The 14,322-nt window shown below is 56.3% G+C and carries 12 protein-coding genes; 3 read left to right on the forward strand and 9 right to left on the reverse strand.

Going from position 1 to position 14,322, the window contains the following annotated elements; all coding sequences use genetic code 11:
- Positions 1–6: 6 nt before the first annotated feature.
- Complete coding sequence (cysD, locus tag AC6I8B_RS15415; RefSeq protein WP_157353613.1) at positions 7–915, reverse strand: sulfate adenylyltransferase subunit CysD; 909 nt, start codon at positions 913–915, stop codon at positions 7–9.
- Between the two features lie 9 nt (positions 916–924).
- Positions 925–2,340, reverse strand: a complete 1,416-nt coding sequence (gene cysG / locus AC6I8B_RS15420) for a siroheme synthase CysG (RefSeq protein ID WP_010248556.1) — start codon at positions 2,338–2,340, stop codon at positions 925–927.
- 363 nt (positions 2,341–2,703) lie between these two features.
- On the opposite strand from cysG, the gene AC6I8B_RS15425 reads away from it, so the two are divergent.
- On the forward strand, positions 2,704–3,717 hold the full coding sequence (locus AC6I8B_RS15425) for an aminopeptidase (RefSeq protein ID WP_010672132.1): 1,014 nt from the start codon (positions 2,704–2,706) through the stop codon (positions 3,715–3,717).
- 9 nt (positions 3,718–3,726) lie between these two features.
- The gene (locus AC6I8B_RS15430) at positions 3,727–4,011 is read left to right on the forward strand and encodes a YciI family protein (RefSeq protein ID WP_010248560.1); all 285 of its coding nucleotides are present in this window, start codon (positions 3,727–3,729) and stop codon (positions 4,009–4,011) included.
- A gap of 60 nt (positions 4,012–4,071) precedes the next feature.
- Here the strand turns inward: AC6I8B_RS15430 and AC6I8B_RS15435 are convergent, their stop codons facing one another.
- Genes AC6I8B_RS15435 through cysJ form a run of 3 tightly spaced genes read right to left on the reverse strand, consistent with a single transcriptional unit; the run spans position 4,072 to position 8,341 of the window.
- Positions 4,072–4,806: a phosphoadenylyl-sulfate reductase gene (locus tag AC6I8B_RS15435; RefSeq protein ID WP_010248562.1), complete on the reverse strand. Its 735-nt coding sequence runs from the start codon at positions 4,804–4,806 to the stop codon at positions 4,072–4,074.
- Entirely contained in the window at positions 4,803–6,524 is a 1,722-nt protein-coding gene (gene cysI, locus AC6I8B_RS15440; RefSeq protein ID WP_010672134.1) for an assimilatory sulfite reductase (NADPH) hemoprotein subunit, read from the reverse strand. The genes AC6I8B_RS15435 and cysI overlap by 4 nt, the downstream gene beginning before the upstream one ends.
- Positions 6,524–8,341, reverse strand: coding sequence for an NADPH-dependent assimilatory sulfite reductase flavoprotein subunit (gene cysJ / locus AC6I8B_RS15445; RefSeq protein ID WP_157353615.1), 1,818 nt, complete (start codon positions 8,339–8,341; stop codon positions 6,524–6,526). The genes cysI and cysJ overlap by 1 nt, the downstream gene beginning before the upstream one ends.
- A 299-nt stretch (positions 8,342–8,640) precedes the next feature.
- Here cysJ and queD point away from each other — a divergent pair, with 299 nt between their 5' ends.
- Positions 8,641–9,000, forward strand: coding sequence for a 6-carboxytetrahydropterin synthase QueD (queD, locus tag AC6I8B_RS15450; protein WP_010248568.1), 360 nt, complete (start codon positions 8,641–8,643; stop codon positions 8,998–9,000).
- A gap of 109 nt (positions 9,001–9,109) precedes the next feature.
- On the opposite strand, the gene queE is transcribed toward queD, so the two are convergent.
- From queE to mazG, 4 genes are all read right to left on the reverse strand, one after another.
- Entirely contained in the window at positions 9,110–9,781 is a 672-nt protein-coding gene (queE, locus tag AC6I8B_RS15455; protein ID WP_010248569.1) for a 7-carboxy-7-deazaguanine synthase QueE, read from the reverse strand.
- Between the two features lie 400 nt (positions 9,782–10,181).
- Positions 10,182–11,477, reverse strand: coding sequence for a phosphopyruvate hydratase (eno, locus tag AC6I8B_RS15460; protein ID WP_010248571.1), 1,296 nt, complete (start codon positions 11,475–11,477; stop codon positions 10,182–10,184).
- A 76-nt stretch (positions 11,478–11,553) separates the two neighbouring features.
- On the reverse strand, positions 11,554–13,191 hold the full coding sequence (gene pyrG, locus AC6I8B_RS15465) for a glutamine hydrolyzing CTP synthase (RefSeq protein WP_497817514.1): 1,638 nt from the start codon (positions 13,189–13,191) through the stop codon (positions 11,554–11,556).
- Between the two features lie 229 nt (positions 13,192–13,420).
- Positions 13,421–14,209: a nucleoside triphosphate pyrophosphohydrolase gene (gene mazG, locus AC6I8B_RS15470; RefSeq protein WP_157353619.1), complete on the reverse strand. Its 789-nt coding sequence runs from the start codon at positions 14,207–14,209 to the stop codon at positions 13,421–13,423.
- Positions 14,210–14,322: the final 113 nt, after the last annotated feature.

The following is a 14,322-nucleotide window of genomic DNA, read 5'->3' on the forward strand; positions in this document are numbered from 1 at the left end:
GTCTCCTTAGAAATAACCCTGACGTTTTTTCAGTTCCATCGAACCGGACTGATCGCGATCGATCATGCGGCCCTGACGCTCACTGGTGGTGGAAACCAGCATCTCTTGGATGATCTCCGGCAGCGTCTGCGCCTCAGACTCTACCGCGCCGGTCAGCGGCCAGCAGCCGAGCGTACGGAAACGGACCATCCGTTCGGTGATCTCTTCACCCGGCTGCAGGTTGATGCGATCGTCATCGATCATCATCAGCATGCCATCACGCTCCAGCACCGGACGCGGTGCGGCGAGATAGAGCGGCACGATCTCGATGTTTTCCAGGAAGATGTACTGCCAGATATCCAGTTCGGTCCAGTTCGACAGCGGGAAGACGCGGATGCTTTCACCCTTGTTGATCTGACCGTTGTAGTTGTGCCACAGCTCAGGGCGCTGGTTTTTCGGATCCCAGCGATGGAAGCGGTCACGGAATGAGTAGATACGCTCTTTGGCGCGTGACTTCTCTTCATCACGACGTGCGCCGCCAAAGGCTGCATCAAAACCATATTTGTTCAGCGCCTGCTTCAGCCCTTCGGTTTTCATGATGTCAGTGTGTTTGGCACTGCCGTGAACAAAGGGGTTGATGCCCATCGCCACGCCTTCCGGGTTGCGGTGAACCAGCAACTCTGCGCCCATCGCTTTCACGGTGCGGTCGCGAAATTCGTACATTTCACGGAATTTCCAGCCGGTATCCACATGCAGCAACGGGAACGGCAACGTGCCTGGGTAGAAGGCTTTACGCGCCAGATGGAGCATGACCGAGGAGTCTTTGCCGATGGAGTACATCATCACCGGATTGCTAAACTCCGCCGCCACTTCGCGAATGATGTGGATACTCTCCGCCTCCAGCTGACGCAGATGAGTGAGTCGTTTTTGGTCCATGATTTTCCCTCAAGCCAGATTGACAACGGCGGACTCGCGAGCCCCCTGCTGTGCTGAATGTTTAAACCAGGCGAGTTGCCCGTGCAGATTAACCACCTCTCCGATCACCAGCAGCGCCGGAGTGGGTGCCGAGGCGGCCAGCGCCTCAAGTTGTTCTAAGGTGCCGGTCAGCACTTGTTGATCCTGACGGGTGCCGCGACTGATCACCGCCACCGGCGTTGATGGCGCGCGACCGTGCTGAATCAGCGCCTCGCTGATGGCAGCGGCTTTAACGGTTCCCATGTAGATCGCCAGCGTCTGACGCGCACGCGCCAGCGATGGCCAGTCAATGTCATCCCCATCGGGACGGCAGTGACCGGTAATAAACATCACGCTCTGCGCGTAGTCGCGGTGGGTCAGCGGAATACCGGCATAGGCTGTCGCACCGGCTGCCGCGGTGACGCCCGGCACCACCTGGAACGGCACACCCGCCTGCTGAGCCGCCTGCAGCTCTTCGCCGCCGCGGCCAAAGATAAAGGGATCGCCGCCCTTGAGGCGCACGACGCGCTTGCCTTTCAGCGCCAGTGAAACCAGCATCTGATTGATCTCTTCCTGCGGCAACGTGTGGGCGCTGGCCCGTTTGCCGACGCAGATGCGATCGGCATCGCGGCGCACCAGATCCAGCACCTCTTCGCTGACCAGATGGTCGTAGAGCACCACATCGGCTAACTGCATCACCTGCAGGCCACGCAGCGTCAGCAGACCGCTGTCGCCCGGCCCGGCGCCCACCAGAAAGATCTCGCCCTGACGGGTCGGCTCTTCCTGCAGTTCGCGGTCCAGCGTGCGTTTCGCCTCTTCGACGTTACCGGCAGACATCTCACTGGCGAACCGGCCGTCGAAAGCGCGTTCCCAGAAGCGCCGACGGTCAGACATGCGGCTGAAGCGCTGTTTGACTTTATCGCGCCAGAGTCCGGCCACTTCAGCCATCTGACCCAGACTGGCAGGCAGCAGCGTTTCGATTTTTTCGCGCAGCATGCGTGCCAGCACCGGTGCGGTGCCGCTGGAGGAGATCGCCACCACCAGCGGTGAGCGGTCAACAATCGAGGGGAAGATAAAGGTGCATTTTGGCTGGTCATCCACCACGTTAACCAGCTTATGCCGCGCGTTGGCGGCTTCAAACACCTGGCTGTTGAGATGGTTGTCGTCGGTGGCGGCAATCACCAGGAAAACGCCATCCAGCTGGGCCGGGTCAAATTCGGTCGCCAGCCACTCCAGCTCCTGCTTATCCAGCAGTGCCTGCAGTTCAGGGCAGAGTTCACGAGATGCGATCAGAACGCGCGCGCGTGCACGGCGCAGCAGTTCAATTTTTCGCGCCGCAATATCTCCCCCGCCGACAACCAGAACCGGGCGGCCAGAAAGATCGGCAAAAAGAGGCAAATAGTCCACGTTAACCCTGATGTTTTAACTTTGTATTAACGCGACTATACGTCGCTGGGTTTATCCAGATGAAATTACGAATTGGAATGAGTAGTTACCGAATGGAATAACGACGCCGCAAAGCACAGAACAATTTGGTCTTAACAGATGAAATTTAATGGCTTTTTCGTGAACAGGTTCACATATTGAAAGCCACACCTGCGGCAGCAAAAGCAGATAAGTGCCAGCGATAATGGTCCGTTACGCCTTTCGGTAGTGACAGCGCCCGATTCCACTAACAAAGTCACGGGACAAAAAGGATATAATGCGCGCGGCATGGCTGGCCCTGGCCCCCATGCGGAACGGCTCCCGAATAATGAAAAAGGATGCACTATGTTTTATTCCCTCCGCTTGAGGGTAGCGACAATTTTATTTGGCGCACTCATTTCCCCGCTGGCTCTGGCCACTCCGCCTGGTCAGTTTGCCGAACAGCAGGTCCGGCACATCGCCACCTTGTTTCCTGGCCGGATGAGCGGCAGCCCGGCTGAGCTGATGGCAGCCGACTACCTGCAACAGCAATTTACCGCGCTGGGGTATAAGACCAATACCCGCCAGTTCAGGACCGGCTATAAGTGGCAGGAAGAGGACGGCACGCAGCGCTGGCATAAGCTTACGGCAACCTCGGTGATTGCCGCGCGTGCAGGCAGCGTGCCGCAGGAGATTCTGATCGTGGCACATCTGGATACCTGGACGCCGCAAAATAGCAGCCAGGCCCAGCACAACCTGGGCGGCTTACGCCTGCAGGGCGTCGATGATAATGCATCGGGTCTTGGCGTGATGCTGGAGCTGGCGCAGCAGCTGAGCCGCAAACCGCTGCACTACGGCATACGCTTTGTGGCGCTGAGCGCCGGAGAGGCAGATCTGCACGGCATGGATGATTATGTTGAGCGGATGAGCACGCGTGAGAAGAAGAATACCCTGCTGGTCATCGATCTGAATAGCCTGATCACCGGCGATCATCTCTATTTTAACAGCGGCATGAATACGCCCCGGGCGGTGCGCAAGCAGACCAGCGAACGAGCCCTGTTACTGGCACGCCAGCAGGGCATTCCCGCCGCCAGTCATCAGCTGAACCGTAAAGATTTTGACGCGCTTAATGCCTTCGACAAGGCGGGCTTTCCGCTGCTGGATGTGACCGCCAGCAACTGGACGCTGGGTAATAAAGATGGTGCGCTGCAGCGTCATCGTAGTCCCCACTTTCCTGATGGCGTTACCCGCCATCAGACTGACCTGGATAATCTGAGCTATCTCGACCGCTGGCTGCCGGGGCAGATAACCTTGCGAACCCGCGACAGCGTTCGCGTGCTACTGCCGCTGCTCAGTGAACTGACCAACCCCAAAGTGTAAGGATCTGACATGTACGTGGTCTTTCTGAATTACGTTCGTCCGGTAGAAGAAGTTGAAGCGCTGCTGGCAGCCCATATCGAATGGCTGGATCGCTATTTTGACGCGGGCTTTTTTATTGCAGCGGGACGTAAAGATCCGCGCACGGGCGGCATGTTACTGGTCAGGGAGATGGAACGAGAAGAGCTGGATGCAATTTTAGCGGAAGATCCGTTTGTCACGGTGGCAGAGTATGAGGTGACGAAAGTGAATGTGACCCGTGCAGCAGAGGCGTTTGCCGGATTAAAAGGCGCTTAGCTTTCCGCCTGACTGCAGCCAAAAACTTCTCTCCCTGTGTGCGGGGAGAGAAGTCCTGCGTCAGCCTTCGTGCAGACCACACTCGCGCTTGAGGCCGAAGAAGCGCGTCTCTTCTTCTGCCATACCCGGCTCCCACTTGCGGGTGGTATGGGTATCGCCCACCGATAGATAGCCTTCATCCCACAGCGGATGGTACTTCAGCTTATGCTGCTCCAGATACTGATGAATCTGGCGGTTATCCCAGTCGATAATCGGCAGCAGCTTAAAGACGCCACGCTGGACGCCCAGCACCGGCAGATTCGCCCGACTGCCCGACTGGTCGCGCCGCAATCCGGCAAACCAGGTCTGCGCGCCCAGGGTTTCAATGGCGCGATTCATCGGCTCAACTTTGTTGATCTCGTTATATTTCTCAATCCCCTCGACGCCCTGCTCCCACAGTTTGCCGTAGCGCGCTTCCTGCCAGGCCGGTGAGGTTTCGGCGCGGAACACTTTAAGGTTGAGATTGAGCTGGTCCGCCAGCTCATCAATAAAACGATAGGTCTCCGGGAACAGATAGCCGGTGTCGGTCAGGATCACCGGAATATCGGGCTGCTGACGCGTCACCAGATGCAGCGACACCGCGGCCTGAATACCGAAACTGGAGGAGAGCACGTAGGCACCCGGCAGATTCTCTAGTGCCCAGCTGACCCGCTCTTCCGCTGATGACTTCTCCAGCTGCGCATTGGTCGCGGCCAGCGCCATAGCACGCTGGACTTTGGACATCTCATTCAGTGCTGCGAGGTCGGGGTGACTCATTTTGCTTCCTCCCAAAAATCGCGTGCCGGGTCCAGCACCGGCGCAACAATGCCCGCGCGGATGGTGAAATCACCAAAGCCTTCCGCGGCCTGGCGCTCAGTGGCCCAGCGTCCCACCAGCTCATCAATGGTGGCGAGAATTTCGCTTTCGTTAATGTTTTCACGGTACATGCGGGGAATACGCGTTCCGCTGCGGTTTCCACCCAGATGCAGGTTGTAGCGACCTGGCGCTTTACCCACCAGACCCAGCTCAGCCAGCATGGCACGGCCACAGCCGTTGGGACAACCGGTAACGCGTAACACTATGTGCTCATCGCCAACGCCATGCGCATGCATGATCCCTTCCACTTTGGTCACGAAGGCAGGCAGGAAGCGCTCGGCTTCTGCCATCGCCAGCGGACAGGTCGGGAACGCCACGCAGGCCATCGAGTTTTCGCGCTGTGCCGTAACGTGATCCATCAGACCATGTTCGCGCGCGATTGCTTCGATCTGCGCTTTTTCGCTTTCCGGCACGCCCGCCACAATCAGGTTCTGATTAGCGGTCAGGCGGAAATCGCCCTGATGGATTTTCGCAATTTCAGCGATGCCGCTTTTCAGCGGTCGGCCCGGATAGTCGAGCAGGCGACCATTTTCGATAAACAGCGTCAGGTGCCATTTGTTGTCGATGCCTTTAATCCAGCCAATGCGATCGCCACGGGTGGTGAACTCATAAGGACGGATCGGCTCAAACGTCAAGCCTGCCCGTTTTTCAACTTCGGCTTTAAAGGTCTCGACGCCAACGCGTTCCAGCGTGTACTTGGTTTTGGCGTTTTTACGGTCGGTGCGGTTGCCCCAGTCGCGCTGCGTCGTGACCACCGCCTCGGCGACGTCGAGGATCTTCTCCACCGGGAAATAGCCAAACTCGCTGGCGGTGCGCGCATAGGTCGCTTTGTTACCGTGCTCAATCGACAGCCCGCCACCCACCAGCAGGTTAAAGCCCACCAGCTTGCCGTGCTCGGCGACAGCGACAAAGTTCAGATCGTTGGCGTGCAGATCCACGTCGTTATGCGGCGGGATCACTACGGTGGTTTTGAATTTACGCGGCAGATACGTTTCACCGAGGATCGGCTCTTCGTCGGTGGTGGCGACTTTTTCTTTATCCCACCAGATCTCCGCATAGGCTCGGGTGCGTGGCAGCAGATGCTCAGAGAGTTTCTTCGCCCACTCATACGCTTCCTGATGCAGCTCCGACTCAACCGGGTTCGACGTACAGAGCACGTTACGGTTAACGTCGTTGGCGGTCGCCAGCGCATCCAGCCCCACCTCATGCAGCATCTGATGCGTCGGCTTGACGTTCTTCTTCAGAATGCCGTGAAACTGGAAGGTCTGACGGTTAGTCAGACGGATGCTGCCATAGATGGTTTTATCGGTGGCAAATTTGTCGATGGCCAGCCACTGAGTCGGCGTAATGATGCCGCCCGGTAACCGGCAACGCAGCATCATGGCGTGGCGCGGCTCCAGCTTCTGCTCCGCACGTTCGGCACGAATATCGCGATCGTCCTGCTGGTACATGCCGTGAAAACGAATCAGCAGGAAGTTGTCGCCGGTAAAACCGCCGGTCAGACCCTCTTCCAGATCTTCTTTAATGGTGCCGCGCAGATAGTTGCTCTGCTTCTTCAGACGCTCAGCGTCTGCTAATTTGCCTTCTACAACCAGCGGTCCAGGGTGTTTATCGCTCATTAGTAAACGTCTCGCTGATAACGGCGCTCAATGCGCAGCTCACTTAAAAATTCGTCGGCCGTTTCACGATCCATTCCGCCGTGTTCGACCACCACATCCAGCAATGCCTGCTCGACGTCTTTTGCCATACGATTCGCGTCGCCACAGACATAAAGATGCGCGCCCTCTTCGATCCAGCGCCACACTTCGGCCCCTTTCGCGCGGATCTTATCCTGTACGTAAATCTTCTCTGCCTGATCGCGTGACCAGGCGAGGTCGATATGAGTCAGCAGACCATCTTTCACATATTTCTGCCACTCCACCTGATAGAGGAAATCGTCGGTGAAGTGCGGATTACCAAAGAATAGCCAGTTTTTGCCGCCGGCACCGTCGTTGTCGCGCTGCTGCATAAAGGCGCGGAACGGCGCGATGCCGGTGCCCGGGCCAATCATGATCACTGGCGCATCCGGATTAGCCGGCAGGCGGAAGTTGTCGTTGTGTTCGATGAAGACCCGGACTTCGCCCTCTTCTTCGATGCGATCGGCCAGCCAGGTCGATGCACCGCCGCCGCGCTGGCGACCTTCAATATCAAAGCGAACGGCACCGACGGTGATATGCACTTCGGTATCGGTTTCAGCCTGCGAAGAGGCGATAGAGTAGAGTCGCGGCGTCAGCGGTCGCAGCAGTCCGGTCAGCTGTTCAGCGCTGAGTTCGGACGGTGCCAGGCGCACCATATCCACAATCGGATAGTGCTGCGCATAGTGCTGCAGCCTGGCTTTATCATCCACCAGTGAGAGCAACTCCGCGTTGCGTGACAGCTGGGCATACTGCGCCACGATCTGCGCGGTGTTAACCGTCAGCTCGAAATGCTTCTGCAGCGCCTCCGCCAGCGGCAGGGTTTTCCCCTGAACCTCTACCGGCTCATCGCCTTTCAGCCAGACCAGCTCCAGCAGTTCGCTGACCAGCGCCGCGTCGTTCTCATACCAGACGCCCAGCGCATCGCCAGGCTGGTAGCGCAGACCGGAATCGCCCAGATCGATTTCGATATGGCGCACATCTTTATCTGAGTCCCGTCCGGTAATTTTCTGATTCACCGCCAGACTCGCGCTGAGCGGCGACTCTTTAGTATAGGGGCTGGTGGTGACTTCGTTGACGCTGCCGGCTGCTGTCGCCGCAGCCTGCGCCGGGGATTCAGTGGGAACGCGTTTCTTGAGAATTTCCGTCAGTGCATTGCGCCAGGCGGCGGCCTGCTCCGCATACTCAACATCCGCATCAACGCGATCCAGCAGACGCTCGCCGCCCAGCTCCGCCAGTCGGCTGTCAAAATCTTTACCCGCCTGACTGAAGAATTCATAAGAGGTGTCGCCCAGGCCAAACACTGCGAAGGCGGCACCCTCCATTTTCGGTGCCTTTTTCGACATCAGGAATTTATGCAGCGCTACCGCCTCTTCTGGCGGTTCGCCTTCGCCCTGGGTGGAGGTTACAACCACCAGCATTTTTTCCTGGCCAATCTGTTTGAACTTGTAATCACCGGCATTCACCAGGTTTACGTTCAGCTTTGCGGCCAGCAGGTCATCACGCAACTGCTCAGCCAGACGACGTGCGTTGCCGGTCTGGGAAGCGGAAAGCAGCGTAATGGCGGGCGCTTCGGCCGGAGCCGGAGCAGATGCAGATGCAGTGCTGGCGACGGCGCTACCCGGGGTCTGTTCCACCCTGCCCCAGAAATAGCCTGACAGCCACGCCAGTTGAGTCGGGGAATAATCTGTCGTCGCCGCCTGTAAGCGAGCGAGTTGTTCCGGGGAGAGCGGAAGCATTGAACCAGGTGCCTGAGTCGTCATCGCGTTAAAAATTCCAGTATCAGAAGTCCGGACCGTAAAATGGCGGAAGAGTGCGTAGGTTACCGGTCCGTATATTAACGATTAAATACACCTTCGACATATCAAATAACCAAAATGACTAAATGGTTTTCCAGGTAGGAATAATCGTTAAAAGTGGTAAGCAAAGCGGTGATATATCAGTTAATTAGCTGGACGACACTGTATAAACGCGCAGGAAAAGTATCGGTTTGTGCGGTTCGGGTGCGAAAAAAGCGGTAATCAGGTAGAATTCAGCGGTTTTTTAATGTCTGAGAACCATTATGTCTACCACCTTGTTTAAAGAGTTCCAGTTCGAAGCCGCGCATCATCTACCGAATGTGCCGGCCGGACACAAATGTGGCCGTCTGCACGGTCATTCGTTCCTGGTTCGTCTGGAGATTACCGGCGAAGTGGATGCGCATACCGGCTGGGTTATGGATTTTGCTGAGCTGAAGGCGGCGTTTAAGCCGGTCTACAATCGGCTGGACCACTACTATCTGAATGATATTCCCGGCCTGGAAAATCCCACCAGCGAAGTGCTGGCGAAATGGATCTGGGATCAGATGAAGCCGCAACTGCCGCTGCTTAGCGCGGTGATGATCAAAGAAACCTGCACCGCAGGCTGCGTTTACCGCGGCTAACCCTGTCGGATCGAACCCTTCGATCCGACGCGGCTCTTCTCTCCGTCCTGCCTCTGACGCTCAACGCTTTCCTGTAGTTAACGGCTCATTGCGTGCCGCTTTATCAGGATCAGGCGATATTGAGATATTTATGGGTCTGCATCGACAGACGCCAGTTACGAGCAATGCAGGTCTCAATGCAGAGCCGGGTTGCATCATCTTTGCGGCTGATTGGCTGCAGGGCGATGATACGCGCTTTGGTGTCATCAATGCCTGCCAGCAGCCGATCCAGCGCTTCCACATCACGCTCGCGCGCTACCGGATGCTTGATTTCATCGGCCCGGCTCAGCGCCTGGGGCAGCACATCGTAGCCGCCGCGCATGTTGACCTTCGGCGAGACGGTCACCCAGGTCCGTTCAGAACAGTGAATCTCGTGGGTTCCGCTGGTCTCAATCTGGCACTGGAAACCGTGCTGCTCCAGCGCAGTGGTTAACGGACGCAGATCGTAAATCGCCGGTTCACCACCGGTGATGACCACATGACGCGCCGTCCAGCCCTGCTGCGCAATGGCACTCACCAGGGTCGCCGCGTCGGCATCACCCCAGGCGTCGCTTTCCACCGTCTTGATCAAAATATCGCCCAGCGACGTTTCCCGATCTGTCCGCTTTTCCCAGGTGTGTTTGGTATCGCACCAGCTACAGCCCACCGGGCATCCCTGCAAACGAATGAAAATGGCAGGCACGCCGGTGTAATAACCTTCGCCCTGCAGTGTCTGGAACATTTCGTTAATCGGGTATTGCATTACGGACTCGCTTGAAAAAAACAGGGCGCTGATTATGGCAGATTTGCCGCGCAGCTCAACCACGCGTTGTGCCTTTTCTCCGCGCCGGACAAAACACAAATGAGGGGCTTCAGACGGCTGACAGGCTCAGAACGTGGATGGCCAGGACCGAAGAGCAAAGCGTCCCGCGCTCAGGACAAAAACGCCGGAAGCGTTTTTGAACAACGCAAAACGTTGTCCCGGTAACGGGCGTACCTCAGGGATGAGGTGCGTAATCGCGCGGACCCGGCCGGCAGAGATGCCGCTTTGGCGATCGGGCCTTGCCATCTGCGTCTGTACACCGCCACCAACAAAAAGCCCCGCACAAGGCGGGGCTTCAGAGGCCGATGATGTCACTTAGCGCGACATCAACGCACAGTCATTACTGACCTTTAACTTCTTTCAGACCGTTGAATGGCGCTTTAGAACCCAGCGCTTCTTCGATACGGATCAGCTGGTTGTACTTAGCAACACGGTCAGAACGGCTCATTGAACCGGTTTTGATCTGGCCCGCTGCAGTACCTACCGCCAGGTCAGCGATGGTCGCATCTTCGGTTTCGCCTGAACGGTGAGAGATCACGGCAGTGTAGCCCGCGTCTTTCGCCATTTTGATCGCAGCCAGAGTTTCGGTCAGAGAACCGATCTGGTTGAATTTGATCAGAATAGAGTTAGCGATACCTTTATCGATACCTTCTTTCAGAATTTTGGTGTTGGTAACGAACAGGTCATCACCCACCAGCTGGATTTTGTCGCCCAGTACTTTGGTCTGGTAAGCGAAGCCGTCCCAGTCAGATTCGTCCAGGCCATCTTCGATAGAAACGATCGGATACTGTTTAGTCAGATCTTCCAGGAAGTGGGTGAACTCTTCAGAGGTAAACGATTTACCGCCTTCACCGGCCAGAACGTATTTGCCATCTTTGTAGAACTCAGATGCCGCACAGTCCATCGCCAGGGTGATGTCTTTGCCCAGCTCGTAGCCTGCTGCTTTTACCGCTTCAGCGATAACAGCCAGCGCTTCGGCGTTGGAACCCAGGTTAGGCGCGTAGCCGCCTTCGTCACCCACTGCAGTGCTCATGCCTTTGCTTTTCAGCACTTTTGCCAGGCTGTGGAACACTTCAGAACCCATACGGATGGCTTCTTTCAGGTTCGGAGCGCCAACCGGCTGGATCATGAATTCCTGGATGTCGACGTTGTTGTCGGCATGTTCGCCGCCATTGATGATGTTCATCATTGGCAGTGGCATAGAGTATTTGCCTGGGGTGCCGTTCAGTTCAGCGATGTGCTCATACAGCGGCTGACCTTTAGAGGCTGCAGCGGCTTTAGCAGCTGCCAGTGAAACAGCCAGAATGGCGTTAGCACCGAAGTTAGATTTGTTCTCAGTACCGTCCAGGTCGATCATGATCTTATCGATGTTCGCCTGATCTTTCGCGTCTTTGCCTTTTACCGCTTCAGCAATCGGACCGTTTACTGCAGCAACGGCTTTGGTTACGCCTTTGCCCAGATAACGTGATTTGTCACCGTCACGCAGTTCCAGCGCTTCGCGTGAACCGGTAGAGGCACCTGATGGTGCAGCTGCCAGGCCTACGAAACCGCCTTCCAGATGCACTTCAGCTTCAACAGTCGGGTTACCACGTGAGTCGATAATTTCGCGACCGATGACTTTTACGATTTTGGACATTACGATTTTCCTCAGTACAAGTTAGTCAATCCTAAGACAAGCAACGCGCGAAAAGTTCGCGCGCTGCCTGTGAAACTTACTTCGCTAAACGCTTCTGATGCTCATGTGCGGCTTTAACAAAGCCAGCAAACAACGGATGGCCGTCGCGTGGGGTCGAGGTAAACTCAGGATGGAACTGGCAGGCCACAAACCACGGATGGTTCGGGATCTCGATAATCTCAACCAGTTGATCATCACCAGAGCGACCTGCTACGCGCAGACCGGCTGCTTCAATCTGCTTTAACAGCATATTGTTCACTTCATAGCGGTGGCGATGGCGCTCAACGATAGTGTCAGAGCCGTAGAGCTGGCGAACCTGGCTGCCCGGCGTTAACTGACACTGCTGGCTGCCCAGACGCATGGTGCCGCCCAGATCGCTCTGCTCGCTGCGGACTTCGACGTTGCCATCTTCGTCACGCCATTCGGTGATTAATGCCACCACCGGATATTTACAGTCTGGCACAAATTCCGTGGAGTTGGCGCCTGGCATCCCGGCGACATTGCGGGCGAACTCCATCAGCGCAATCTGCATGCCCAGGCAGATGCCCAGGTACGGCACGTTGTTTTCACGTGCATACTGCGCGGTCATCAGCTTGCCTTCCACGCCCCGGTAACCGAAGCCACCCGGGATCAGAATCGCATCCAGATCTTTCAGTAATTCGACACCGCGTGATTCAACATCCTGCGAATCGATCAGTTTGATGTTCACGGTGACGCGATTTTTCAGGCCGCCATGTTTCAGCGCTTCGATGACCGACTTGTAGGCATCCGGCAATTCCACATACTTGCCCACCATACCGATGGTGACTTCACCACCCGGATTGGCTTCTTCGTAGATCACCTGCTCCCATTCGGCCAGGTTGGCTTCCGGTGCATTCAGGTTGAAGCGCTTGCAGATATAGTCATCCAGGCCCTGCGATTTCAGCATGCCAGGAATCTTGTAGATGGAATCAACGTCTTTCAGCGAGATAACCGCTTTTTCAGGGACGTTACAGAACAGGGCGATTTTAGCGCGTTCGTTGGCCGGTACGGCACGGTCAGAACGGCAAATCAGCACGTCTGGCTGAATACCAATCGACAGCAGCTCTTTCACCGAGTGCTGGGTCGGTTTGGTTTTCACTTCACCGGCCGCCGCCATATACGGCACCAGCGTCAGGTGCATATACATGGTGTGTTCGCGACCCACATCAACGGCCATCTGGCGAATCGCTTCCAGGAACGGCAGTGATTCGATATCCCCGACCGTGCCGCCGATTTCGACCAGTACCACATCATGACCTTCACCGCCTTCAATAATGCGTTCTTTGATGGCGTTGGTGATGTGCGGAATAACCTGAATGGTTGCGCCCAGATAGTCGCCACGGCGCTCTTTGCGCAGGACTTCTGAGTAGATACGGCCAGTGGTGAAGTTGTTACGACGCGACATTTTGGTACGGATGAAGCGCTCGTAGTGACCCAAATCCAGATCGGTTTCAGCGCCGTCATCAGTGACGAAAACTTCACCGTGCTGCGTCGGGCTCATGGTGCCTGGATCCACGTTGATATACGGGTCCAGCTTCATGATGGTCACGTTCAGACCACGGGCTTCGAGAATGGCTGCGAGGGAGGCTGCGGCAATGCCTTTACCCAGAGAGGAAACGACCCCGCCGGTCACAAAAATATAATTCGTTGTCATGCTGAACCTGAGAGTTTAGGTTTAAAGACGGTGGAATAACCAGGACGGGAAAACAGTATACTGGAAACCGCTATCAGCCACAATTGATGAATCACCGCCATCCTCCAACGCATTGCTGCGGCTAACATAGCCGATAGCCGCCAATGAAATGTTGACGTGCGTCACAAAGTTGCCGTCAGGCTGAATCGAGTAAGCGAAAGCGGTGACTTTATGCACAGCGCTGGAATAATCAGCGCTTCTCGCCCCGTTTCACCTGCTGCCAGGCGGCCTCCATCTGCTCCAGCGTGGCACCCGGCATACTTAACCCCTGTGCAGCGATGATCGCTTCGACTTCGCGGAAGCGGCGCTCAAACTTGTCATTGGCCTTTTGCAGCGCGGTCTCTGCTTTGCTGCCAAGATGGCGCGACAGGTTAACCGTGGCGAACAGCAGGTCGCCAATCTCCTCTTCCAGCTTTTCACCATCCACCACGCTCTGCTGCGCCTCGTGCATCACTTCATCCATCTCTTCATGCACTTTAGCCACCACCGGCCCCAGCGTGGTCCAGTCGAATCCGACATTGTGACAACGCTTCTGAATCTTGTGGGCGCGCATCAGTGCGGGCAGTGCCTTAGGGATATCATCCAGCGCCGAATGCAGGGCTTTGTCAGCCCGCTCAGCGGTTTTTATCGCTTCCCAGTTTTTCAGCACTTCGCTGCTGGTTTCTGCTGTGGCATCGCCAAAAATGTGTGGATGACGGCGCTCCAGCTTGTCGCTGATTGCGTGGCAGATATCCTCAAAATTAAAGCGATCCTGTTCGCTGGCCATCTGCGCATAGAACACCACCTGAAACAGCAGATCGCCCAGCTCACCGCGCAGATCGTCAAAATCTTCGCGCTGGATAGCGTCCAGCACTTCGTAGGTCTCTTCCAGCGTATAGGGCGCGATGGTGGCGAAGGTCTGTTCACGATCCCACGGACAGCCATGTTGTGGATCGCGCAGGGTTTTCATTATGCCAAGCAGGCGCTCAATAGCGTTCATTCAGGAGGATCCTTGATTAGTGAGATGACAGGCAACGGGCGAAGAGGCAAAGCGTACAACACGGCAGGACGCTATTCACCGCGTCCGGCCGTGTCTGGTGGTGCAGAAAACGC

It is taken from the genome of Pantoea sp. X-Soil-ISGK-285 (genome assembly GCF_059730815.1).